The organism is Demequina rhizosphaerae (genome assembly GCF_000971255.1).
Classification (GTDB): Bacteria; Actinomycetota; Actinomycetes; order Actinomycetales; family Demequinaceae; genus Demequina; species Demequina rhizosphaerae.
In genome coordinates, this window is record NZ_BBMC01000003.1 from 278,242 (window position 1) to 301,157 (window position 22,916).

Here is a 22,916-nt window from a genome sequence, read left to right on the forward strand (position 1 = left end):
GGCTGCACATTTCGGGCAGCCCATGAGGGAGGTAGGGATGGCGTTCGGCGCCCGTCTCGCGACCGCGATGGACCAGCACGGTCCGCTCTGCGTGGGGATCGATCCCCACCCCGGGCTGCTCGCGGCGTGGGGCTTGGAGGACACCGCGGCATCGCTTGTCGCGTTCGGCGACGCGGTGCTCGAGGCGAGCGCGGGGGAGTGCGCCGCGGTCAAGCCCAACGCGGCCTTCTTCGAGCGGCACGGCTCCGCCGGCGTCGCGGCCCTCGAGCACGTGCTCGGCCGCGCCCGCGAGCTCGGGCTGCTCACCGTGCTCGACGCGAAGCGCGGCGACATCGGCTCGACCATGCAGGGCTACGCCGAGTCGTACCTGCGGCCCGGTGCGCCGCTCGAGTGCGACTCGCTCACGGTGTCGCCGTACCTCGGCTTCGGCTCCCTCGCCCCCGCACTCGACCTCGCCCGCGAGCACGGGAAGGGGATCTTCGTGCTGGCCCTCACCTCGAACCCCGAGGGACCCGAGGTCCAGCACGCCATCACGCCGGACGGCCGAGCCGTCGCGGCCGTGGTCGCCGACGAGGCGGCCGCGCTCAACAGCGGTGCCAGCCCCATGGGCGACGTCGGCCTCGTCGTCGGCGCGACCGTGGGGGACGCGGTGCAGCGTCTCGGCATCGACCTCGACCGGGTCAATGGTCCTATCCTCTCGCCCGGAGTGGGTGCACAGGGGGCCGGACCAGCGGAATTGTCCCTGGTCTTCGGGAACGCGCGGGGTCGCGTGCTCGTCAATCAGTCGAGGGGCGTGCTCAAGGCCGGCCCCACTGTCGAGAAGCTGCGCGAGGCCGTCATCGAGGCCTCGTCCGCGGCGAGGAGCATCCTGCGCTGAACGCGCGGGGGAAAGGGAGAGGCCATGGCCACCCCGGAACTTACTGATGAGCAGCGCGCGGCCGCGCTGGTGAAGGCCACGGCGGTGCGCTCCGCGCGTCGCGTCTTCAAGGAGCAGCTGACGCGCGGCGAGATGAGCCTCGCCGAGGCGATCCGCAAGGCGAAGGCGGACGAGGCCCTCGCGGGCATCCGCGTCCGCGACCTGCTGCAGTGCCTGCCCGGCATCGGGCCCAAGCGCGCGCAGCTGGTGATGGAGGAGATCGGCATCTCCCTCGCCCGCCGCATCCGCGGGCTCGGCCAGCACCAGGTCGAGGCACTCATCGAGCGCGAGCGTCGATGAGTCGACTCGTCGTCCTTGCCGGACCCACGGCGGTCGGCAAGGGCACGGTCGTACGCGCCCTGCGCGACATGGCCCCCGAGGTCTACATCTCCGTCTCCGCGACCACCCGCGCCCCGCGCCCGGGCGAGGTCGACGGCGTCCACTACCACTTCATCGGCCGGGACGACTTCGACCGCCGCATCGAGGCGGGCGAGTTCCTCGAGTGGGCGACGGTGCACGGCCAGCACAAGTACGGCACGCTGCGCGGCCCGGTCGACGAGCGTCTCGCCGAGGGCGAGCCGGTCCTGCTGGAGATCGACCTCCAGGGCGCCCGCCAGGTCAAGGAGACGATGCCCGACGCGCACTTCGTGTTCCTGTCGCCCCCGTCGTGGGACGAGCTGGTCAACCGGCTCGTGGGCCGCGGCACCGAGGACGAGGAGGAGCGCGAGCGCCGCCTCGCCACCGCGCGCGACGAGATGGCGGCCGTCGAGGAGTTCGATCAGGTCATCGTCAACGACACCGTCGAGCGCGCCGCGGCGGAGCTCCTGTCGGTGGTGCGCGGGACCCGGTAGAATGCCGGAAGTCTTTTTGAAATCAGAGGAGTGATTGTGGCCGGAACCGTCGCGAACCCCATCGGCATCACCAACCCGCCCATCGACGAGCTGCTCGAGAAGGTGGACTCGAAGTACGCGCTGGTGATCTACGCGTCCAAGCGCGCCCGCCAGATCAACTCGTACTACGAGGCGCTCGGCGAGGGCCACTTCGAGAACGTGGGCCCGCTCGTCGAGGCCGACACCACCGACAAGCCGCTGTCGGTCGCGCTCCGCGAGCTCAACCAGGGCGACCTGCTCGAGCTGGGCGACTCCGCCGAGCAGCAGTAGCCCGTGCGCGTCCTCCTGGGCGTCACCGGCGGGGTGGCGGCGTACAAGGCCGCCATCGTGCTGAGGCGCCTCAAGGAGGACGGGCACACCGTCCGCGTCGTCCCCACGCCTGCCGCGCTGCAGTTCGTGGGGCGCGCGACGTGGGAGGCCCTGTCCGGCCTCCCCGCCACGGCGGACACGTTCGACAACGTCCCCGCGGTCGAGCACGTGCGGCTCGGCCAGCAGGCGGACCTCGTGCTGGTCGCCCCCGCGACCGCCGACTTCCTCGCGCAGCTCGCCCACGGCGAGGCGCGCGACCTCCTGGGCAACGCCCTCCTCGCGACCCGCGCCCCCGTCGTGGTGGCGCCCGCGATGCACACCGAGATGTGGGAGAAGGCCTCCACGCAGGCCAACATCGCGACCCTCCGGTCGCGAGGCATCACGGTCATCGAGCCCGCCGTCGGCCGGCTCACCGGACCCGACTCGGGCCCCGGCCGCCTGCCCGAGCCCGACGACATCGTCGCGGCCGCCTACGCCGTCGCGCAGGGCGCGCTGCCGCCCGAGACCCTGTCGCCCGGCGGCCCCTGGGGCGACCTCGCGGGCATGCGCATCGTCATCACCGCCGGCGGCACCCGCGAGCCGCTCGACGCGGTCCGCTTCCTCGGCAACCGGTCCTCCGGCCACCAGGGCTTCGCCCTCGCCGAGGCCGCCCGCGAGCGCGGCGCCGACGTCACCGTCGTCGCGGCCAACGTCGCCCTGCCGTTGTCCGAGGGCGTGTCCCGCACCGACGTCGAGACCAGCGCGCAGCTGGCCGATGCGGTCCGTGCGGCTGGCGCCGACGCGGACGTCGTCATCATGGCCGCCGCCGTCGCCGACTACCGGCCCGCCGAGGTCGCCGACGTCAAACTGAAGAAGGACGGCTCGGGCGGCCTCACGCTCACGCTGGTCGAGACCGAGGACATCCTGCGCGGCCTCGTCGAGGAGGCCGTCCCGGGGCGCACCGTCGTCGGCTTCGCCGCGGAGACCGGGGACGATGCGGCGAGCGCGCTCGAGCACGCGCGCGCCAAGGCGCGGCGCAAGGGCGCCGACCTGCTGGTCTTCAACCCGGTGGGCGGGGGCCGCGGCTTCGGCGACGTGCCCAACGAGGTGACGATCCTCGACCGGTCCGGCGCCGAGGTCGCGCGGGCCGCCGGCTCCAAGCTGGCGGTGGCCCACGCGGTGCTCGACGCCGTCGTCGGTGCCCGCCACTAGGCTGACCGGCATGACCTCCCTCCGGCTCTTCACGTCCGAGTCCGTCACCGAGGGCCACCCCGACAAGATCTGCGACCAGGTGTCGGACGCCATCCTCGACGAGATGCTCCGCCAGGACCCGCTGTCGCGCGTCGCGGTCGAGACCATGGTGACCACGGGTCTCGTGCACGTCGCCGGCGAGGTGACCACCGAGGCGTACGTCGACATCCCGGGCACCATCCGCGGCGTCGTCAACGACATCGGCTACACGTCCTCGCACGTGGGCTTCGACGGAGACTCGTGCGGCGTCTCGGTGTCGATCGGCGAGCAGTCGCCCGACATCTGGATGGGCGTGGGCCACGCGACCGACTCCGACGTCGACGAGCTCGGCGCGGGCGACCAGGGGCTCATGTTCGGCTACGCGTGCCGGGACACCCCCGAGCTCATGCCGCTGCCCATCCACCTCGCGCACGGCCTCACCGCGCGCCTCGCGGAGGTGCGCCGCTCGGGCGAGGTCGAGGGCCTGCGCCCCGATGGCAAGGCGCAGGTGACCATCGGCTACGACGGCGACCGCGCCGTCACCGTCGACACCGTCGTGCTGTCGACCCAGCACGCCGAGCACATCGCCACCGCGGACCTGCGCGCCGCGGTCGAGGAGCTCGTCATCGCGCCCGTGCTCGCGCGCTACGACCTCGACGCGAGCGGCCACCGGTCGCTCATCAACCCGACCGGCCGCTTCGAGATCGGCGGTCCCAAGGGCGACGCGGGCCTCACGGGCCGCAAGATCATCGTCGACACGTACGGCGGCATGGCCCGCCACGGCGGCGGCGCCTTCTCGGGCAAGGACCCGTCCAAGGTGGACCGCTCGGCCGCGTACGCGATGCGCTGGGTCGCCAAGAACGTGGTCGCGGCGGGCCTCGCGGACCGCTGCGAGGTGCAGGTGGCGTACGCGATCGGCACCGCCCACCCCGTGGGCCTCTACGTCGAGACCTTCGGCACCGCGACGGTGCCCGAGGAGCGCATCGTCGCCGCGATCCGGGAGGTCGTCGACCTGCGTCCCGCGGCCCTCATCGCCGCCCTCGACCTGCGCCGTCCCATCTACCGCGGCACCGCCGCGTACGGCCACTTCGGCCGCGAGCTGCCCGACTTCACCTGGGAGCGCACGGACCGCGCCGACGACCTCGCCGCCGCGGCCAGCTGACCGTGGCCCGCACCGTCGCGCGCGTGTGCGTCGAGAGCGCCATGCCGCATCTCGACCGGCCGTTCGACTACGCGATCCCCGACGCGCTGGCGGACACCGTCGACGTCGGCTCGCGCGTGCGCGTGCGCTTCGCGGGCCGGCTGGTCAACGGCGTCGTGGTGTCGCTCGCGGGGGAGAGCGAGTTCGAGGGCCGGCTCACGCCCCTGCACTCGTCGTCCGCGGTGCCGTCCTACACCGCGGAGGCGATCGCCTTCGCCGAGCAGGTTGCGCGCCGCTACGGCGGCAGCCTGTGGGACGTGCTGCGGCTCATGGCGCCGCCCCGCGTCGCCGGGGTGGAGAAGCGCGACTGGGCCACCGTCGAGCACGACGAGCAGGCCTTCCGCGAGGCGCACGCGACCCTCGCGCCCGCAGCGGAGGCCGTCGCGCTTCCCGCCGGCGCGGTCGCGAGCGGCGCGCGCGTCGTGTGGGAGGCGGTGCCCGACCCGGCCCTGCGCCACGGGCTACCCGTCGAGGCGCTCCTCGCGCCCGCCGCCGAGGTCGCCGCGCGCGGCCTCACCTCGATCGTCATCCTCCCCGACGCCCGCGCCCTCGCCGCGGCGGCCGACGCCCTCACCCGTGCCGGCCTGTCCCGCTGGACCGCGCGCTCCGGCGGCCACTTCTCGGTGCTGCACGCGGACGACGGCCCCGCCGTCCGCTTCGGCTCGTACCTCGCGGCGATGCACGGGCACGCGCGCATCGTCCTCGGCACCAGGCCCGCGGCGATGCAGCCGGTGCCCAACCTGGGCCTCGTGGTGATGTGGGACGAGGGCTCGACCGTGTACGAGGACCCGCACGCGCCGTACCCGCACGCCCGCACCGTCGCCGCGATGCGCGCCGACGAGGCCGGCGCCGGCGTGCTCCTCGCCGGCTACGCGCCGTCGGTCGAGGCGATGGCGCTCGTCGCGCACGGCTGGGCCGAGCGCGCCGCCGTGCCGCGGGGCGACGTGCGGGCCGCGACGCCGCTCGTGACGATCATCGGCGACGAGCGTCGCGAGGCCGAGGGTGCCTCCGGCTGGCACTGGATGCCCGGCCAGGTGTGGCGACGCGCCCGCGCGGCTCTCGAGGACGGCCCCGTGGGCATCGTCGTACCGCGCGCCGGCTACGTGCGGGCGACCGCGTGCGCACGATGCGGCGAGTGGGCCTCGTGCACCGCGTGCGGAGGACCCCTGCGCAAGGAGTCGGCGACCAGCCCCCTCCACTGCGCGGACTGCGGCGCCGACCATCCCCACTGGCACTGCGCCGAGTGCGGCTCGCCCGCGACCAAGCAGCTGCGCCAGGGCGTCGAGCGCATCGCGGAGCAGGTGCGGGCCATGGCCGGCGACGTGCCCGTCACGCTGTCCGCCGGCGCGGTCGGCACCGTCGCGGACGGCGAGGTGACGTCCGGCATCGTCGTCGCGACCCCCGCCGCGCTCCCCGCCGTGACCGGCGGCTACGCGCGCATCGTCATCGTGGGCGCCGAGGTCCCCGCCGGCGGCGCCCTGGGAGCCGAGCTCCAGGCCATGCGCTGGTGGCTGTCGATCGCCGCCCTCGCGCGACCGCGGGGCGCCGGGGGAGAGGTGATCGCCGTCGGCGAGCTGCCGCCCGTCGTGCGCGAGGCGCTCGTCGGCTGGAACGCCGCCGAGGCCGCGTGGGACGCGTACGGCGAGCGCGCGGACCTCGCGCTGCCCCCGTTCCGGCGTGCGATCCGGCTGTGGGGCGAGGCCCCCGTCCTCACCCTTGCGCTGTCGGAGACCGTCGAGGGCGAGCGGCTCGAGCGCCACCGCGACGTCGCCGTCGTCGACGCGAAGGGCGGCGCCATCCTGCTGGTGACCCGACGGGCCGCGCAGGCCGTCGTCGACACCCTGCGGCGCCGCCAGCAGGAGTTCTCCAAGGCCGGCGACGGCGAGCTGCGCATGCGCGTCGACGCCCCCCTCGACCCCGTCTCCTGAGCGGGCGGGCCCCCGTCCCGCCACTACGATGGAGGGATGCGCCTGATCTTCGCCGGAACGCCCGAGATCGCCGTCCCGACGCTGGCCGCCCTCGAGGGCGCGGGCCACGAGATCGTGGCCGTGCTCACCCAGCCCGACGCCCCCGGAAGGCGGGGCCGCACCCTCCACCCGTCGCCCGTCAAGGCGTACGCCCTCGAGCGGGGCCTCGACGTGTGGACCCCGGAGAAGGCCTCCGCGCCCGACGTCGTGGACCGCATCCGGGACCTCGAGGTCGACGCCGCCGCGGTGGTCGCGTACGGGCAGATCCTCCGCCCCGCGCTGCTCGCGGCCGTGCGCCTCGCGTGGGTCAACCTGCACTTCTCGGTGCTGCCCGCGTGGCGCGGGGCGGCCCCGGTCCAGCGCGCGATCATGGCCGGCGACGACGTCACCGGCGCCAGCACCTTCGTCATCGAGAAGGGCCTCGACACGGGCCCGGTCATCGGCACGCTCACCGAGCGGATCCGCGCGACCGACACCGCCGGCGACCTGCTCGAGAGGCTGGCGACGCTGGGCGCGCCGCTCATGGTGCAGTCCCTCGAGGCCCTCGACTCCGGCATGGCGCGCCCCGCGCCGCAGGGCGAGGAGGACGTCAGCTACGCCCACAAGCTCACCCGTGACGACGCGTACGTCCGCTGGGACCTCGCCGCGCACGTGGTCGACCGCCGCATCCGCGGCTGCACGCCCGCGCCGGGCGCCTGGACCACGCTGCCCGACGGCTCCGTCGCCAAGCTCGGCCCCGTCTCGCCGCGGCTCCAGCGCACCGGCACCGCGCCCGGCCAGCTCCGCTTCGAGGAGGGCGAGGTGCTCGTCGGCACCGGCAGCGAGCCGGTCGCGCTCGGCTGGATCGCTCCCGCCGGCAAGAAGCCGATGGACGCCGCCGCCTGGTGGCGCGGCGCACGCCTGGGCGAGGGCGCCCAGCTGGGGGAGGCATGAGCCGCGCACGGGACGTCGCCTACGACTGCGTGATGGCGGTCTCCACCGAGGGCGCCTACGCCAACCTGCTCATGCCGTCGCTGCTCGAGCGGATGCGGCTCGAGGGCCGGGACGCCGGCTTCGCGACCGAGCTCGCCTACGGCACGCTGCGCATGCGCGGCCTGTACGACGCGATCGTCGAGAAGGCCTCCGGCCGCGACCCGCGCGACCTCGACCCCGAGGTGCGGGTCTCGCTGTGGCTCGGCGCCCACCAGCACCTCGCGATGCGCGTGCCCCCGCACGCCGCCGTCAACGAGACCGTCTCCCAGGTGCGCCGCGAGCGCGGCCAGGGCGCCTCCAAGCTCGCGAACGCGGTGATGCGCCGCATCACCGAGCGCGACGCGGAGGCGTGGCTCGCGCTCGTCGCGCCCGGCGACTCCCGCCACGCGATCGCGACCCGGAACTCCCACCCCGAGTGGGTGGTGCGTGAGCTCGAGGACGCGCTCGCCGCCGACGGCCACCAAGGCGAGGTCGTCGCGCTGCTCGAGTCGGACAACTCGCCGGCGCGGGTCACGCTCGTCGCGCGGCCGGGGCTCGTCGACCGCGAGGAGCTCATCCAGCAGGCCGGCGGAGAGGCGGGCGAGTACTCGCCGTACGCCGTCGTGCTTCCCGGCGGCCGGCCGGGCGACCTCGAGGCCGTCGCCGAGGGCACGGCCGCGGTCCAGGACGAGGGCAGCCAGGTCGTCGCCGCCGCCCTCGTCGCCGCGCAGCCCGTCGAGCCGGGCGAGCGCTGGCTCGACCTGTGCTCCGGCCCCGGCGGCAAGGCCGCGCTGCTCGGCGCCCTCGCCGCCGACGGAGCCGCCACGCTCGACGCCGTCGAGCTCCACCCGCACCGCGCCGACCTCGTGCGCCGCTCGACCCGGGCCGTGCCCGAGGGCGTCGTCACCATCCACACCGGAGACGGCACCACGTGGGGCGACGACGGCACGTACGACCGCATCGTCCTCGACGCGCCCTGCTCGGGCCTGGGCGCGCTGCGCCGCCGGCCCGAGTCCCGCTGGCGCCGCCAGCCCGAGGATCTCGACGAGCTCGTGCCCCTGCAGCAGCGCCTCCTCGCCAACGCCGAGCGCCTGCTCGCGCCGGGCGGGCTGCTCGCGTACATCACGTGCTCGCCGGTGCTCGCCGAGACCCGCGGCATCGTCGCCGACACCACGTTGCGCCAGATCGACGCGCGCGACGCCGTCGCCGCCGTCACCGACACGACGCCGCGCATGTGGGGCGAGGGTCCGCACGTGCAGCTGTGGACCCACATCCACGGCACGGACTCGATGTTCCTCGCGCTGCTCGAGAAGCCGGGCGTCTGACCCGCGCGCTACGCTCGCGACAGGCGCACTGAGGAGGGCGGATGCCGTACATCGACATGAGCCTCGAGCAGCTCGGGTCCTACCGGCCCGAGCTCGAGGCGCCGGCGGACCTCGACGCCCGCTGGGAGGCGACCCTCGCGGAGGCGCGGACCCACGCGCTCGACGTCGAGGCGACGCCCGTCGAGACGCCGCTCGCGCTCGTGGACGTCGCCGACGTGACGTTCTCGGGCTTCGGCGGCGACCGGATCCGCGCGTGGCTCGTCTCCCCCGCGGGCGCCGCCGGCCCGCTGCCCACCGTCGTCCAGTACTGCGGCTACGGCGGCGGCCGGGGCCTGCCCCACGAGCGCCTCTTCTGGGCGAATGCGGGCTACGCGCACCTCGTGATGGACACCCGCGGCCAGGGCTCCGCGTGGGGCCACGGCGGCCACACCCCGGACGCCTCGGGCGGCGGCGACGCGGCCGGCCCGGCCCACCCCGGCTACATGACCCGCGGCATCCTCGACTTCGACACGTACTACTACCGGCGCGTCCTCACCGACGCCGTGCGCGCGGTCGAGGCGGCCCGCTCCCTGGACGTCGTCGACGGCGACCGGCTCGCGGTCGCGGGGGCCAGCCAGGGCGGCGGCATCGCGATCGCCGCGGCCGGGCTCACCGACGTGGGCGCCGCGCTGGTCGACGTGCCCTTCCTGTGCCACATCGAGCGGGGCATCGACATCGCCGACACGGACCCGTACCAGGAGGTCGCCCGCTACCTGGCCGTCCACCGACGCCACGAGGCCGCCGTGCTGCGCACGCTGTCGTACATCGACGGCGTCCACCACGCCGCACGCGCCACCGCGCCGGCGCTCTTCTCCGCCGCGCTGCGCGACCCCACGTGCCCGCCGTCGACGATCTACGCCGCCTACGCGGCCTGGGGAGGTCCGAAGGAGATCGACGCGTACCGCTTCAACGGGCACGAGGGCGGCGAGGGCTACCAGCTCGAGCGTCAGGCGCGCTTCCTCGCGGAGCTGTGGGGCTGACGTGACGCCGGGGGACGCCGCCTACCTCGCCGCGCAGCGCGCGGACCTGCTGCGCTTCGCCCACGGCTCGGCCGCCGACGACGGCTTCGGCTGGCTCGGCGAGACCGGCCGCGTCGACCGCACCCGGCCGGTGGAGCTGTGGATCACGTGCCGCATGACGCACGTCGCGGCGCTCGGCATGCTGGCCGCGGAGCCGCCCGCGCCGGGCGGCCCGGACGCCGCGGCGCTCGGCGCGATGGCGGCCCACGGCGTGCGTGCCCTGCGCCGCCGGCTGCGCGACCCCGAGCACGACGGCTGGTTCGCCGCGATGGTGGACGGCGTGCCCACCGTCACCACCAAGCAGGCCTACGGCCACGCGTTCGTGGTGCTCGCCGCATCGTCCGCCGTGGCCGCCGACGTCACCGGGGCCCGCCAGCTGCTCGAGGACGCCCTCGAGGTGTCGCTCACCCACTTCTGGGACGAGGAGGAGGGCCTCTCCGTCGAGGAGTGGGACGCGGGCTGGCGCAAGCTCGACCGCTACCGGGGCGTCAACGCGAACATGCACACCGTCGAGGCCTACCTCGCCGCCGGGGACGTCACCGGGCAGCGCGAGTGGCACGAGCGTGCCGGACGCATCGCCGGGCGCGTCGCCGGCTGGGCGCGCGACAACGACTGGCGCATCCCCGAGCACTTCGACGCCGCGTGGCGGCCCATGCTCGAGCACCACCGCGACGAGCCCGCGCACCCGTTCCGTCCGTACGGCGCCACCGTGGGCCACGGCCTCGAGTGGGCGCGGCTGCTGCTCAGCGTGGACCTCACGCTGTGGGAGGACGCGCCGCCGGGGCTGCGCGAGGCCGCTGTCGCGCTCTACGACCGCGCGGTCGCGGACGGCTGGGACGCCGACGGCGAGCCGGGCTTCGTCTACACGACGGACTGGTCGGGCGCGCCGGTGGTCCGCGAGCGCATGCACTGGGTGCTCGCGGAGGCGGTCAACGCCGCCGAGGCGCTCCGTCAGGTGACCGGGGAGGCCCGCTACGCCGAGGACTCGGCGACCTGGTGGGCGTACGCGGACCGGCACCTCGTCGACCACGAGCACGGCTCGTGGCACCACGAGCTCGACCCGCAGAATCGCCCCGCGGGCACCGTGTGGCCCGGCAAGCCGGACGTCTACCACGCGTATCAGGCGGCGCTGCTGCCCGCGCTGCCGCTCGTGCCGTCGTTCGCGGCGGCGCTCAGGTCGGGGGGTCTGCGCCGCTAGGCTCGGACCCATGGGCATCCAGATCGCGCCGAGCATCCTGTCCGCCGACTTCGCGAACCTTGAGCGGGACATCCTCGCCGTGAGCGACGCGGACTGGCTCCACGTCGACGTCATGGACGGCCACTTCGTGCCCAACCTCACGCTCGGCCTGCCCGTCGTCGAGCGCCTCGCGCAGGTGTCGCCGCTGCCGCTCGACGTCCACCTCATGATCGACGACCCGGACCGGTGGGCGCCGCGCTACGCCGAGATCGGCGCGACGTCGGTCACGTTCCACCTCGAAGCCGCCGCGGACCCGCGCGCGATCGCCGCGGACCTGCGCAGCATGGGCGCCCGCGCCTCGTGCGCCATCAAGCCCGGCACGCCCGTCGAGGACGTGCTGCCGCTGATCGACACCCTCGACATGGTGCTCGTCATGACCGTCGAGCCGGGCTTCGGGGGTCAGGCCTTCATGGCGGACATGATGCCCAAGCTCACCACCCTCCGCGCGGCCGCCGAGGCCGCGGGTCGCGACCTGTGGCTCCAGGCCGACGGCGGCGTCGCGCGCGACACCATCCAGACCGTCGTCGAGGCGGGCGGCGACGTGCTCGTCGCCGGCTCCGCGATCTACGGCGCCGAGGACCGGGGCGCCGAGGTCGCCGCGCTGCGCGCGCTGGGCGAGGCGGTGCACCATCGCTGAGCCCCTGTCCCGCGCCGTCGAGCTGGCCCTCCGGGGTCCCGCGCACGGCCCCAACCCGCGCGTCGGCTGCGTCATCGTCGGCGCCGACGGCACGGTCCTCGGCGAGGGCTGGCACCGGGGCGCCGGCACGCCGCACGCCGAGCCCGCCGCGCTGGACGATGCGCGCGCCCGCGGCCTCGATGTCGCCGGCGCGACCGCGTACGTCACCCTCGAGCCGTGCTCCCACACCGGCCGCACCGCGCCGTGCACCGACGCGCTCACGGCGGCCGGCGTCGCCGCGGTCCGCTACGCCGTCGAGGACCCCAACCCCCTGGCCTCCGGCGGGGGAGCGGTGCTGCGCTCGCGCGGCATCGACGCCCGCCACACCCCGCTGCACGCGGCGTGGGAGGTCAACCGGCGCTGGCTCGGCGCGGTCGCGCACGGCCGCCCCTGGGTGATCGCCAAGTGGGCGCAGACCCTCGACGGACGCACCGCCGCCGCCGACGGCACGAGCTTCTGGGTCACGGGGGAGGAGGCCCGCGCCCATGCGCACGGCGTCCGCGCCGAGGTCGACGCGATCCTCGTCGGCACCGGCACGGTGCGCGCCGACGACCCGGCGCTGTCCGCGCGGCCGCCGCACATCGCGGAGCCCCACCAGCCGCTGCGCGCGGTCATGGGCCTGTCGGACACCTTCGGCGCCAAGGTGTGGCGCGACGAGAACGCGGTCGCGATCCGCACGCACGATCCGCACGAGGCCCTCGCGGCGCTCGAGAGCCGCGAGGTGCGTACCGTGGTGGTGGAGGGCGGCGGCACGATCACCACGGCGTTCCTGCGCGCGGGCCTCGTCGACGAGGTCCACGCGTACATCGCTCCCGCGATCCTCGGCTCCGGCACGAACGCCGTGGGAGACCTGGGAATCGGGACGATGGGCGGGGCGTTGAGGGGCCAGGATGTGACGGCGACCGCCCTGGGCGTCGATACGCTGGTCACCGCCTTCTTCCAGAGAGGACAGCAGTAGATGTTCACCGGCATCGTCGAGTCCCTCGGCACGGTCACCGCGGTGACCGGCTCCGAGGCGAGCTCGCGGCTCACCATCGAGGCCCCCGGCCTCACCGACCTCGTCCACGGCGAGTCGATCGCGGTCCAGGGCGTGTGCCTCACCATCGCCGACCACGCCGGCTCCACGTGGACCGCCGACGTCATGCGCGTCACGCTCGAGACCACCGCGCTCGGCGACCTGCGCGCGGGCGACCGCGTCAACCTCGAGCGCGCGACCCCCGCGGGCGGGCGCCTCGGCGGCCACATCATGCAGGGCCACGTCGACGGCGTCGCGACCCTCGTCGAGCGCGACTCGCAGCCCGAGTGGACCGACCTCACCTTCGAGATCCCCGCGGACCTCGCCCGCTACGTGGTCCGCAAGGGCTCGATCGCGCTCGGCGGCGTCTCGCTCACCGTCGCGGAGATCGACGGCACGCGCGTGACCGTGTCGCTCATCCCGACCACGCTCGCGGAGACCACCTTCGGCACCATCGCCGTCGGCGACCGCGCCAACGTCGAGGTCGACGTGGTCGCCAAGTACGTCGAGAAGCTCGTGGCGGCGCACGCATGACCGTCGACCCGATCGCCCTCGTCGAGCAGGCGCTCGAGGACATGCGCGCCGGCAAGCCGGTGCTCGTGTCCGACTCGCGCGACCGCGAGGACGAGGCCGACTTCATCATGGCCGCGGAGACCGCGACCACCGACTGGATCGCGTGGGGCATCCGCCACTCGAGCGGCTACCTGTGCGCGCCCATGCCCACCGAGCGCGCCGACGCGCTCAACCTGCCGCTCATGGTGCCCAGCAGCCAGGACCCGCGTCGCACCGCCTACACGGTGTCCGTCGACGCCTCGTCGGGCGTCACCACCGGCATCTCCGCGGCGGACCGCACCACCACGCTCAAGGTGCTCGCCAACCCGGACGCGACCGCCGACGACCTCATCCGACCCGGCCACGTGCTGCCCCTGCGCGCCGTCCCCGGCGGCGTCCTGCATCGTCCCGGCCACACCGAGGCCTGCGTCGACCTGTGCCGCCTCGCGGGGCTCTCGCCCGTGGGCGTCATCGGCGAGATGGTCAACGACGACGGCACGATGATGCGCCAGGGCGACGCCACCGCGATCGCCGAGCGCGACGGCCTCACGTTCCTCACCATCGCGGACCTCATCGACTACCGCCGCGCGGTGGGTGACCAGCCGCCGCCCATCGCGGCGCGTCCCGAGCGCGTGCTCCACGTGGGCGAGTCGCGCCTGCCGACCGCGCACGGCGAGGTGACGATCCACGCCTACCGCGACGCGCGCACGGGCGACGAGCACGTCGCGCTCGTGGTGCCGCCCAAGGACGGCACCGTGCCCGTGGTCCGCGTGCACTCCGAGTGCCTCACCGGCGACGCGTTCGGCTCGCAACGCTGCGACTGCGGCCCGCAGCTCGACGCCGCGGTCGCGCGCATCGTCGAGGACGGCGGCGCCGTCGTCTACCTGCGCGGCCACGAGGGCCGCGGCATCGGCATCGCGGCGAAGATCCAGGCGTACGCGCTGCAGGACGAGGGGCTCGACACCGTCGACGCCAACACGCACCTGGGGCTGCCGGTCGACCGGCGCGAGTACGGCGCCGCCGCGTCGATCCTCCACGACCTCGGCCTCACGCGGATCCGGCTGCTGACGAACAACCCGGCCAAGGTCGAGGGCCTGCGCGCGTCCGGCGTCGACTGCATCGAGCGCATCCCGCACCGCGTGGGCGCGCACCCCGAGAACGAGCACTACCTCCGCACCAAGGTCGAGCGGATGGGACACCTGTTGGGAGACAACGCATGAGCGGCGCCGGAGCACCCGTCGTCGAGGTCGACGCGAGCGACCTCACCATCGAGATCGTCGCGAGCCTGTGGCACACCGAGGTGATGGACGGCCTCGTCGCCGGCGCGATCCGCGCCGCCGAGAAGGCCGGCGCGGCGTACCGCGTCACCCGCGTGCCCGGCGCCTTCGAGCTGCCCGTCGTCGCGGAGGCGCTCGCCCGCAAGGGCGTCGACGCGATCGCGTGCCTCGGCGTCGTGGTCCGCGGCGGCACCCCGCACTTCGAGTACGTGTGCGACGCCGTGACCCGCGGCCTCACCGACGTGGCGCGCACGCACGCGACCCCGGTCGGCTTCGGCATCCTCACCACCGACGACGACGCGCAGGCGCTCGACCGCGCCGGCCTGCCCGGATCCAGCGAGGACAAGGGCGCCGAGGCCGTCGAGGCGGCGCTGGCGACCGCCCTGGTGCTCGAGGGCCTGTAGCGCCGTCGATTCCCAATGACGGAAGTGACGGGCGGGGTCGCCCGTGACGCTCGGGGCGGCCTCGTCCGCCACGCCCGCCACTTCCGTCCCATCCGCCATCGGGAGTCCTCGGGGCCGATAGGCTGGCGGGCGTGAAGACGTTCGAGAGCCTGTTCGAAGAGCTGCAGCGCCGCGCCCTGGAGCGCCCCGAGGGTTCGAGCACCGTCGCGATGCTCGACAAGGGCGTCCATGCCATCGGCAAGAAGCTGGTCGAGGAGGCCGCCGAGTCCTGGATGGCCTCGGAGTACCAGACGCCCGAGGAGGCGGCCGAGGAGATCTCCCAGCTGCTCTACTGGGCGCAGGTGATGATGGTGGCCAAGGGCCTCACGCTCGACGACGTCTACAAGAACCTCTAGGGGAGAGAAGTGCTCCGCATCGCCGTGCCCAACAAGGGCTCCCTGTCCGACCCCGCCGTGCAGCTCCTCAAGGAGGCCGGCTACAAGCAGCGTCGCGACCCGCGCGAGCTCGTGCTCGTCGACGAGCGCAATGACGTCGAGTTCTTCTTCCTGCGGCCGCGCGACGTGGCCGTCTACGTCGGGGCCGGCACGGTCGACGCCGGCATCACCGGCCGCGACCTGCTCATCGACTCGGGCGCCGACGCGGTCGAGCACCTCGAGCTCGGCTTCGGCGGCTCGACGTTCCGCTACGCCGCCGCGCCGGGCGTCGCCTCGTCGATCCTCGACATCGACGGCAAGCGCGTCGCCACCAGCTACCCGCGGCTGGTCGAGCAGCACCTCGCCTCGCACGGCGTGAGCGCGCACGTGGTCCGACTCGACGGCGCCGTCGAGTCGTCGGTGCGGCTCGGCGTCGCCGACGTCGTCGCGGACGTCGTCTCGACCGGCACCACCCTGCGGGCCGCGGGCCTCGAGATCTTCGGCGAGCCGATCCTCGGCTCCGAGGCGATCCTCATCCGCGCGCAGGACGCGCCCGTCGAGGACATCGCGATCCTCACCGGCCGCCTCCGCGGCGTCCTCACCGCGCGCCGCTTCGTGCTCGTCGACTACGACGTGCCGTCCGACCGGCTCGACGCGGCCATCGCGGTGAGCCCCGGCTTCGAGGCGCCCACCGTCACGCCGCTGCACGGCTCCGACTGGCACGCGGTCCGCGTGATGGTGCCGCGCGACGAGATGAACCACATCATGGACGCGCTCTACGCCGTCGGCGCGCGCGCGATCCTCACCACCGAGCTGCTCGCGGTCCGCGTCTGATGGCGGTCCCCAAGCACCAGCGCCTCCTCAACCTCATCATCGGCCTCTCGAGCACCCGGCACCGCCTCACGCGCGATCAGATCCGCGACACCGTCGAGGGCTACGAGCCGCTCCCGATCGGCGCCTCCGAGGAGGAGGTCCGCAAGGCCGAGCAGAGCTTCGAGCGCATGTTCGAGCGCGACAAGAAGGAGCTGCGCGAGCTCGGCGTGCCCGTCGAGACGGTCGAGGACCCGGTCCACGGCGACGAGATCGGCTACCGCATCCGGCCCGCCGAGGCCGCGATGCCGGTGCTCGACCTCACCGCCGCGGAGCTCGCGGTGCTGGGCGTCGCCACCGACTACTGGCGCGGCGCGGTGCTCGGGTCCGACGCGACCCAGGCCGTGATGAAGCTCGCCTCGTCGGCCGAGCACGGCCCGCGCGTCGAGCTGCCGTTCGCGGCCCTGCCCGCGGTGGGGAACGATGCGGTGGCCGCCCTGGTCGAGGCCGTCGCCGACCGCCAGACGGTCCGCTTCGAGTACTCCTCCTCGAGCTCCGGCGCGGGCACCCGCACGATCGAGCCGTGGCGCGTCGTGCTGCGCGCGGGCGTGCCGTACGTCATCGGCTTCGACCGCGACCGCGAGGCCGCGCGCACCTTCCGGGTGCAGCGCATCGGCGGCGCCGTCGTGCCCGTGGGGGAGCCCGGCGCGTACGACATTCCCGACGAGATCCCGCTGGGCGCGCTCGCCGAGAGCGGCGACGTCCGCACCGCGCGCGTCGCCGTGCGCCCCGAGTCGGGCCACGCGCTGCGCCGCCGCGGCACCGCCGCCGGCGTCGACGGCGGCTGGGACCTGTACGACGTCGAGTACGCCCACGCCGACGCGCTCGTCGCGGAGGTGCTGGCCCTCGCCGGGGGAGCGCGCATCGTCTCCCCGGACGAGCTGGCGAAGGCCGTGACGAGGGCCGCGTCCGCGGCGCTGGAGGTGGAGCGTGGCTGAGCAGGCGACCGACCGGCTGGTGCGGATGCTCGGCATCCTCACGTACGTCGAGCGCAACGGCGACACTCCGTTCGCGGAGCTCGCCGAGCACTTCGGCGTCACCGTCGAGCAGGTGCGCGCGGACCTCAACGCCCTGTGGGTCGCGTCCGAGCCCGGCGACTCGTGGTTCCCCATCGACTTCTCCGCCGACGCCTACGACGCGGACATTGCGGCGCTCGTGCGCAACGACGGCGTCTCCCAGGTGCGGCTGTCGCCCCGTGAGGCCGTCGCGCTCGTCGGCGCGCTGTCCACCATGGGAGCCGCGGGCGCGCTGCCCGAGGCCGGCACGCAGGTCCTCGACAAGCTCCGCGACGCGCTCCAGGAGCCGGTGACGGTGCTCGGCGACGACCACGTCCAGCCCGAGATCCGCGAGCCCCTGCTCGAGGCGATGCGGCGCTACCGCCTCGCCGAGGTCGAGTACGTCGACGCGCAGGACCGCCGCACCACCCGCGTCGTCGACCCGCACCGCCTCGTCGTGATCGACGGCCACGCGTACCTCGAGTGCTTCTGCCGCCGCGCGGAGGACTACCGCGTGCTGCGGCTCGACCGCATCGCGTCGGTCGCCGTCCTCGACGCGGCCGTCGAGCACCCGCCGACCGACACCGCGGGCTTCACCCTCACCCCGGCCTACCGCGCCACGGTGCGGATCGCGCGCTCGGGCCGCTACGCGCTCGAGGACATGCCCGGCGTGACCATCGAGGACGCCGAGGAGGACGTGATCGCCACGTTCGACGTCGCGGACGCGGCGTTCGTCGCCGGCCGCCTGCTGTCGGTCGCCCCGCACCTGCGCGAGGTGACCCCGAACCGCCTGGTCGACGAGCTTCACCGCCAGGCGCGTTCCGTGCTCGACGTCCAGGGCTAGACTGTCCGCCAGCACCCCGCCTTAAGGAGCATCATGGGACCCCGCGAGATCCTCATCATCCTGCTGATCGTGCTGCTGCTGTTCGGCGCGCCGAAGCTCCCGCAGCTCGCGCGTTCGCTCGGCCAGTCGCTGCGCATCCTCAAGGACGAGACGAGCTCCCTCACCGAGGACAAGAAGTCCGACTCCGAGAACGGCAACGACAAGCCCGCGACGTCGTCCTCGGACGAGCCGCGTGACGGCCAGAAGTAGCGCGCGCGGAGGCAATCCCGATGCTCGCATGCCGCTGGCCGAGCATCTGAGGGAGTTCCGCAAGCGACTCGTCCTCGCCGCCGCCGGCATCGCCGTCGGCATGGTGGCGGGCTGGTTCCTCTACACCCCCGTCTTCGAGGCGCTCCAGAGCCCCGTCCTCGAGGCCGCGGAGCGTGACGACGCGCTCGTCACCGTCAACTTCTCCGGCGTGGCGACCGCGCTCGACATGCAGATCAAGATGTCGCTGCTCATCGGCCTCATCGTGAGCGCGCCGTGGTGGCTGTACCAGCTGTGGGCGTTCATCGCGCCCGGCCTGCACCGCCGCGAGCGCCGCTACACGTTCGGGTTCCTCGGCGCCGCGATCCCGCTGTTCGCGTCCGGCGTGCTCTTCGGCTGGTGGGTGTTCCCGCGCGCCATCACGATCCTCACGGGCTTCACTCCCGAGGGCGCCGCGAACTTCCTCGACGCGCAGACGTTCATGACGTTCGCGATGCGCCTCATCCTGGCGTTCGGCCTCGCGTTCGTGTTCCCGGTCGTGATGATCGCGCTCACCTGGACCGGGCTCGTCAGCGCCCGCACGTGGCTGCGCGGGTGGCGCTGGGCTGTGTTCCTCATCTTCCTCGCCGCCGCCGTCCTCACGCCCACGCCCGACGCCGTGACGATGCTCTTCATGGCCGGCCCCATGGTGGCGCTGTACTTCGCCGCCGTCGGCGTCGGCGTCCTGCGCGAACGCGCCGTCCGAGGGAGGACGCCCGCGGCATGAGGACCGTCGGCATCATCACCAATCCGACATCGGGGTCGGGGCGGGGCGCCCGCAGGGGAGCCGAGGCGAAGGCCGCGCTGGCGGCCGGCGGCCACCACCTCGTCGACCTGTCGCGCGGCTCGTGGGCCGCGTCCCACGAGGCCGCGATGGCGCATCGTGACCAGCTGGACGCCCTCGTCGTCGTCGGCGGCGACGGCATGGCCCACCTGGGCCTCCAGGTGTGCGCCGCGACGGACCTGCCGCTCGGCATCGTCGCGGCCGGCTCCGGCGACGACATCGCCGCCTCCGTGGGCCTGCCGCGCCACGACATCCCCGCCGCGGTCGCGCGCATCGAGGCCGGGCTGCGGGGCGACGTCCTCCGCACGGACGTGGGCAGGGTGAGCGGCGGGTCGATCGAGGAGCCCGCCAGCCCCCGCTACTTCGGCGCGGTGCTGTCCGCGGGGCTCGACGCCGCCGTCGCGTCCTACGCCCGCGCGATCTCGTTCCCGCGCGGCCCGCTCAAGTACAAGGTGGCGACCGCGCGCGAGGTGCCGCGCTTCCGTCCGTACGGCGTCCGTGTCACCGCGGACGGCCGGGAGCGGACGATGCGCTGCACCCTGGTGGCGGTGGCCAACGCCGGGGTCTTCGGCGGCGGCCTCGTGATCTCGCCCGAGTCGTCCGTCACCGACGGCCGCCTCGAGCTCGTCACCGCCGACGGGATGGCGAAGCGGGACATCGTGCGGCTGTTCGGCAAGCTGCGCGACGGCAGCCACGTCACGGACCCGCTCGTGCACATCGAGCAGGTGGAGTCGGTGACGATCGTGCCGGACGAGTCCTTGGGTGCGCCCCTGCCGCCGGCCTTCGCGGACGGCGAGCTGGTCGGCGCGACGCCCCTCACGATCGCCGTCGTGCCGCGGGCGCTCACGGTCCTGGGAGGCAAGTAGCCTGGCGGCATGACCAGCCCCGCCGAGCGGTACGCGGCCTCGCGCGCGCGTGCCCGCCACGCCGACCTCGCCGAGTTCGAGGCCGAGCTCTCTTTCGCGCTCGACCCGTTCCAGCGGGAGGCCTGCGAGGCGGTCGCCGCGGGGCACAGCGTCCTCGTCGCGGCGCCCACCGGCGCGGGCAAGACGCTCGTGGGCGAGTATGCGGTCCGGCACGCGTACAACCGAGGCGAGAAGGCCTTCTACACGACGCCCATCAAGGCGCTCTCGAACCAGAAGTTCCACGACCTCGCCAAGGTCTACGGCCCCGAGAACGTCGGGCTGCTCACGGGCGACACCACGCTCAACCACGAGGCGGACATCATCGTGATGACCACCGAGGTGCTGCGCAACATGATCTACGCGGGCTCCGACACCCTCGACAGCCTGGGCGTGGTGATTCTCGACGAGGTCCACTACCTCGCGGACCGCTTCCGCGGCTCGGTGTGGGAGGAGGTCATCATCCACCTCTCCGACCGCACCTCGATCGTGTCCCTGTCGGCCACCGTGTCGAACGCCGAGGAGTTCGGCGCGTGGCTCGGCGAGGTCCGCGGCGACACCCGCGTGGTGGTGTCCGAGCATCGTCCCGTTCCGCTGTGGCCGCACGTCCTGCTGCGCGAGGGCATCTTCGACCTCTACGCGCCCGGCGTCGACCCGCAGGACCCGGGCCCGACGCCGCGGCTCAACCCCGAGCTCGAGGCGATCGCCAAGCGCTCGCGCTACGACGACGGGCGCGGGGGCGGCCGGCCCAGCCGCGGCGGGCGACGGCCCGCGGGCAGGCGCGCGCCGCCGCGCTTCGCGGTCGTGGACGTGCTCGACCAGCAGGGCCTGCTGCCCGCCATCGTGTTCGTCTTCTCGCGCGCCGGCTGCGAGGACGCGGTCGACCAGGTGCGCGCGTCCGGCATGGTGCTCACCACCGAGGCCGAGCGCCACGAGATCGCCCACATCATCGAGGAGCGGTGCGAGGGCGTCCCCTCGCAGGACCTCGGCGCGCTCGGCTACCACCGCTGGCGGGACCACCTCGAGGCCGGCATCGCCGCCCACCACGCGGGCATGATCCCGCTGTTCAAGGAGGTCGTCGAGGAGCTCTTCGCCGCCGGCCTCATCAAGGTGGTCTACGCGACCGAGACGCTCGCGCTGGGCATCAACATGCCCGCCCGCTCGGTGGTGCTCGAGAAGCTCGTCAAGTGGGACGGGCAGGCGCACAAGGACCTCACCGCGGGCGAGTACACGCAGCTCACCGGCCGCGCGGGCCGGCGCGGCATCGACGTCGAGGGCCACGCGGTCGTGGTCGAGCACCCGGGCTTCGACGCGCCGCAGCTGGGGCGCCTCGCGTCGCGACGCACCTACCCGCTCATCAGCTCGTTCCAGCCGTCGTACAACATGGCGGTCAACCTGGTCGCGCAGCTGGGCGCCGCGCGGGCCCGCGAGGTGCTCGAGATGTCCTTCGCGCAGTACCAGGCCGACCAGTCCGTGGTGGGCAAGGCCCGCAAGGCGCGCGACCTCGACTCGACGCTCAAGGGCTACGCCGAGGCCGCGGCGTGCGACAGGGGCGACTTCATGGAGTACGCGGCGCTGCGCGAACGCCTCAACCGGCTCCAGAAGCAGGCCTCGAAGGACGCCTCCCGCGCGCGACAGGAGGCCACGGCGTCGACGCTCGCGGCGCTGCGTCGCGGCGACGTGGTCCGCGTCGGCGGCGGGCGCCGGGCGGGGCTGGCCGCGGTGGTGGAGCCCGACGACAACCCGGTCGCGCCGCGCCCCGTCGTGGTGACCGAGCACGCGCGCGTCCACCGGCTCGCGATCTCCGAGCTGCACCACGGGCTCGAGAAGGTCGGGACGGTCAAGCTGCCGCGCCGCTTCGACTCGCGCAACGCCCGCTCGCGCCGCGAGGTCGCGCAGGTCATCGTGGACGCGCGCCGCGAGTTCGACCTCGCGCGCTCCAAGCGGCGCGCGCCGGCCGCCGACGAGGGGGCCGCGCAGGAGCTCGAGGTGCGCCGGCTCATGCGCGAGCACCCGTGCCACCAGTGCCCCGACCGCGAGCAGCACGCCCGCTGGGCCGAGCGCTACCACCGCACGCTGCGCGACAAGGACCGCGTGGTGAACGAGATTCAACGCGCGACGGGGTCGATCGCGCGCGTCTTCGACAAGCGGCTCCAGATCCTCGACGCGCTGGGCTACCTCGACATGGTCGACGGCGAGCCGGAGCTCACCCGCGCGGGCCTGATGATGCGGCGCCTGTACGCGGAGAACGACATCGTCATCGCGGAGGCGCTCCGCACGGGCGCGTGGGAGAAGCTCCACCCTCCGGCCCTCGCCGCGGCCGTCTCGACCCTGCTCTACCAGGGACGACGCGACGACGAGACGCGCCCGCCGCGCGTCCCCGGCGGTCCTGGGGGCGTCCTCGGCGGCGCGCTCAAGGACACGCTGCGGCTGTGGTCCAAGGTCGACGACATGCAGAAGGAGCGCGGCCTGCCCGACCTGCCCGCGCCGCACTGGGGGATCGTGGGGCCCATCCACGGCTGGGCCCAGGGCAAGGGCCTCGACACGGTGCTCAAGGACGCGGAGATCGCGCCCGGCGACATGGTGCGCTGGTGCAAGCAGGTGATCGACGCGCTCGACCAGATCGCGGAGGTCGCGCCGAGCGCGACGGTGCGCGCCGCGGCGCTGCAGGCCATCCAGGGCATGCGCAGGGGAGTGGTGGCCTACTAGCGCCCGGGGACTCCCACTGACAGATGGGGCTCATGGGAGCCGAGCGACGCGTGGTGCGGCCGCATCCGTCACGGGAGATTCCTCGCGTCACAGGTGTCATTGGCAGTCGACGGGCGCGACCTCGCAT

General features: G+C 74.2%; 24 protein-coding genes. All 24 read left to right on the forward strand.

Annotated features, from left to right (window positions below; translation table 11 throughout):
* Positions 1-37 precede the first annotated feature (37 nt).
* Positions 38-877 carry an orotidine-5'-phosphate decarboxylase gene (pyrF, locus tag AOM07_RS04985; RefSeq protein WP_228374382.1) on the forward strand — a complete coding sequence of 280 codons (840 nt, stop codon included), beginning with the start codon at positions 38-40 and terminating at the stop codon, positions 875-877.
* A gap of 24 nt (positions 878-901) precedes the next feature.
* Positions 902-1,216, forward strand: coding sequence for an integration host factor, actinobacterial type (mihF, locus tag AOM07_RS04990; protein WP_062295605.1), 315 nt, complete (start codon positions 902-904; stop codon positions 1,214-1,216).
* Positions 1,213-1,767, forward strand: a complete 555-nt coding sequence (gmk, locus tag AOM07_RS04995) for a guanylate kinase (protein ID WP_062311689.1) — start codon at positions 1,213-1,215, stop codon at positions 1,765-1,767. The genes mihF and gmk overlap by 4 nt, the downstream gene beginning before the upstream one ends.
* 36 nt (positions 1,768-1,803) lie before the next feature.
* Entirely contained in the window at positions 1,804-2,076 is a 273-nt protein-coding gene (gene rpoZ, locus AOM07_RS05000; protein WP_062311690.1) for a DNA-directed RNA polymerase subunit omega, read from the forward strand.
* 3 nt (positions 2,077-2,079) lie between these two features.
* Positions 2,080-3,306, forward strand: coding sequence for a bifunctional phosphopantothenoylcysteine decarboxylase/phosphopantothenate--cysteine ligase CoaBC (gene coaBC, locus AOM07_RS05005; RefSeq protein WP_062311691.1), 1,227 nt, complete (start codon positions 2,080-2,082; stop codon positions 3,304-3,306).
* Positions 3,307-3,316: 10 nt separating this feature from the next.
* A complete protein-coding gene (gene metK / locus AOM07_RS05010) occupies positions 3,317-4,486 on the forward strand; it encodes a methionine adenosyltransferase (RefSeq protein ID WP_062311692.1) in 1,170 nt (389 codons plus the stop codon).
* A 23-nt stretch (positions 4,487-4,509) separates the two neighbouring features.
* A complete protein-coding gene (locus AOM07_RS05015) occupies positions 4,510-6,453 on the forward strand; it encodes a primosomal protein N' family DNA-binding protein (RefSeq protein WP_156171798.1) in 1,944 nt (647 codons plus the stop codon).
* Positions 6,454-6,489: 36 nt separating this feature from the next.
* A complete protein-coding gene (fmt, locus tag AOM07_RS05020) occupies positions 6,490-7,425 on the forward strand; it encodes a methionyl-tRNA formyltransferase (RefSeq protein WP_062311694.1) in 936 nt (311 codons plus the stop codon).
* Entirely contained in the window at positions 7,422-8,768 is a 1,347-nt protein-coding gene (locus AOM07_RS05025; RefSeq protein ID WP_062311695.1) for an RsmB/NOP family class I SAM-dependent RNA methyltransferase, read from the forward strand. Before fmt ends, AOM07_RS05025 begins: the two co-directional genes overlap by 4 nt.
* Positions 8,769-8,809: 41 nt before the next feature.
* Complete coding sequence (locus tag AOM07_RS05030) at positions 8,810-9,787, forward strand: acetylxylan esterase (protein WP_062311696.1); 978 nt, start codon at positions 8,810-8,812, stop codon at positions 9,785-9,787.
* 1 nt (position 9,788) lies between these two features.
* Positions 9,789-11,024, forward strand: coding sequence for an AGE family epimerase/isomerase (locus AOM07_RS05035; RefSeq protein ID WP_062311697.1), 1,236 nt, complete (start codon positions 9,789-9,791; stop codon positions 11,022-11,024).
* A 10-nt stretch (positions 11,025-11,034) separates the two neighbouring features.
* A complete protein-coding gene (gene rpe, locus AOM07_RS05040) occupies positions 11,035-11,700 on the forward strand; it encodes a ribulose-phosphate 3-epimerase (RefSeq protein WP_062311698.1) in 666 nt (221 codons plus the stop codon).
* Positions 11,701-11,704: 4 nt separating this feature from the next.
* Entirely contained in the window at positions 11,705-12,697 is a 993-nt protein-coding gene (gene ribD, locus AOM07_RS05045; protein ID WP_267127779.1) for a bifunctional diaminohydroxyphosphoribosylaminopyrimidine deaminase/5-amino-6-(5-phosphoribosylamino)uracil reductase RibD, read from the forward strand.
* Positions 12,698-13,288 carry a riboflavin synthase gene (locus tag AOM07_RS05050; RefSeq protein ID WP_062311700.1) on the forward strand — a complete coding sequence of 197 codons (591 nt, stop codon included), beginning with the start codon at positions 12,698-12,700 and terminating at the stop codon, positions 13,286-13,288. It abuts the gene before it with no gap.
* Positions 13,285-14,526: a GTP cyclohydrolase II gene (gene ribA, locus AOM07_RS05055; protein ID WP_172664126.1), complete on the forward strand. Its 1,242-nt coding sequence runs from the start codon at positions 13,285-13,287 to the stop codon at positions 14,524-14,526. Before AOM07_RS05050 ends, ribA begins: the two co-directional genes overlap by 4 nt.
* Positions 14,523-14,987: a 6,7-dimethyl-8-ribityllumazine synthase gene (gene ribH / locus AOM07_RS05060; protein ID WP_062311701.1), complete on the forward strand. Its 465-nt coding sequence runs from the start codon at positions 14,523-14,525 to the stop codon at positions 14,985-14,987. The genes ribA and ribH overlap by 4 nt, the downstream gene beginning before the upstream one ends.
* Before the next feature lie 131 nt (positions 14,988-15,118).
* Entirely contained in the window at positions 15,119-15,382 is a 264-nt protein-coding gene (locus tag AOM07_RS05065) for a phosphoribosyl-ATP diphosphatase (RefSeq protein ID WP_062311702.1), read from the forward strand.
* Between the two features lie 9 nt (positions 15,383-15,391).
* Entirely contained in the window at positions 15,392-16,234 is an 843-nt protein-coding gene (gene hisG, locus AOM07_RS05070; protein WP_062311703.1) for an ATP phosphoribosyltransferase, read from the forward strand.
* The gene (locus tag AOM07_RS05075; protein ID WP_062311704.1) at positions 16,234-17,208 is read left to right on the forward strand and encodes a helix-turn-helix transcriptional regulator; all 975 of its coding nucleotides are present in this window, start codon (positions 16,234-16,236) and stop codon (positions 17,206-17,208) included. The genes hisG and AOM07_RS05075 overlap by 1 nt, the downstream gene beginning before the upstream one ends.
* Positions 17,201-18,109 carry a helix-turn-helix transcriptional regulator gene (locus AOM07_RS05080; RefSeq protein WP_062311705.1) on the forward strand — a complete coding sequence of 303 codons (909 nt, stop codon included), beginning with the start codon at positions 17,201-17,203 and terminating at the stop codon, positions 18,107-18,109. The genes AOM07_RS05075 and AOM07_RS05080 overlap by 8 nt, the downstream gene beginning before the upstream one ends.
* Before the next feature lie 33 nt (positions 18,110-18,142).
* The gene (tatA, locus tag AOM07_RS05085) at positions 18,143-18,358 is read left to right on the forward strand and encodes a twin-arginine translocase TatA/TatE family subunit (protein WP_062311706.1); all 216 of its coding nucleotides are present in this window, start codon (positions 18,143-18,145) and stop codon (positions 18,356-18,358) included.
* 28 nt (positions 18,359-18,386) lie between these two features.
* Positions 18,387-19,121, forward strand: a complete 735-nt coding sequence (gene tatC, locus AOM07_RS05090) for a twin-arginine translocase subunit TatC (RefSeq protein ID WP_062311707.1) — start codon at positions 18,387-18,389, stop codon at positions 19,119-19,121.
* Positions 19,118-20,044: a diacylglycerol/lipid kinase family protein gene (locus AOM07_RS05095; RefSeq protein ID WP_062311708.1), complete on the forward strand. Its 927-nt coding sequence runs from the start codon at positions 19,118-19,120 to the stop codon at positions 20,042-20,044. Before tatC ends, AOM07_RS05095 begins: the two co-directional genes overlap by 4 nt.
* A gap of 9 nt (positions 20,045-20,053) precedes the next feature.
* On the forward strand, positions 20,054-22,789 hold the full coding sequence (locus AOM07_RS05100) for a DEAD/DEAH box helicase (RefSeq protein ID WP_062311709.1): 2,736 nt from the start codon (positions 20,054-20,056) through the stop codon (positions 22,787-22,789).
* Positions 22,790-22,916: the final 127 nt, after the last annotated feature.

Excerpts from the sequence above, each read along its gene's own strand:
- AOM07_RS05025 (WP_062311695.1), top strand. The coding sequence starts at position 7,422 with ATGAGCCGCGCACGGGACGTCGCCTACGACTGCGTGATGGCGGTCTCC.
- AOM07_RS05030 (WP_062311696.1), top strand. The coding sequence starts at position 8,810 with ATGCCGTACATCGACATGAGCCTCGAGCAGCTCGGGTCCTACCGGCCC.
- pyrF (WP_228374382.1), top strand. The coding sequence starts at position 38 with ATGGCGTTCGGCGCCCGTCTCGCGACCGCGATGGACCAGCACGGTCCG.
- fmt (WP_062311694.1), top strand. The coding sequence starts at position 6,490 with ATGCGCCTGATCTTCGCCGGAACGCCCGAGATCGCCGTCCCGACGCTG.
- rpe (WP_062311698.1), top strand. The coding sequence starts at position 11,035 with ATGGGCATCCAGATCGCGCCGAGCATCCTGTCCGCCGACTTCGCGAAC.
- metK (WP_062311692.1), top strand. The coding sequence starts at position 3,317 with ATGACCTCCCTCCGGCTCTTCACGTCCGAGTCCGTCACCGAGGGCCAC.
- mihF (WP_062295605.1), top strand. The coding sequence starts at position 902 with ATGGCCACCCCGGAACTTACTGATGAGCAGCGCGCGGCCGCGCTGGTG.
- AOM07_RS05095 (WP_062311708.1), top strand. The coding sequence starts at position 19,118 with ATGAGGACCGTCGGCATCATCACCAATCCGACATCGGGGTCGGGGCGG.
- AOM07_RS05100 (WP_062311709.1), top strand. The coding sequence starts at position 20,054 with ATGACCAGCCCCGCCGAGCGGTACGCGGCCTCGCGCGCGCGTGCCCGC.
- ribA (WP_172664126.1), top strand. The coding sequence starts at position 13,285 with ATGACCGTCGACCCGATCGCCCTCGTCGAGCAGGCGCTCGAGGACATG.
- AOM07_RS05075 (WP_062311704.1), top strand. The coding sequence starts at position 16,234 with ATGGCGGTCCCCAAGCACCAGCGCCTCCTCAACCTCATCATCGGCCTC.
- ribH (WP_062311701.1), top strand. The coding sequence starts at position 14,523 with ATGAGCGGCGCCGGAGCACCCGTCGTCGAGGTCGACGCGAGCGACCTC.
- AOM07_RS05050 (WP_062311700.1), top strand. The coding sequence starts at position 12,698 with ATGTTCACCGGCATCGTCGAGTCCCTCGGCACGGTCACCGCGGTGACC.
- tatA (WP_062311706.1), top strand. The coding sequence starts at position 18,143 with ATGGGACCCCGCGAGATCCTCATCATCCTGCTGATCGTGCTGCTGCTG.
- tatC (WP_062311707.1), top strand. The coding sequence starts at position 18,387 with ATGCCGCTGGCCGAGCATCTGAGGGAGTTCCGCAAGCGACTCGTCCTC.
- gmk (WP_062311689.1), top strand. The coding sequence starts at position 1,213 with ATGAGTCGACTCGTCGTCCTTGCCGGACCCACGGCGGTCGGCAAGGGC.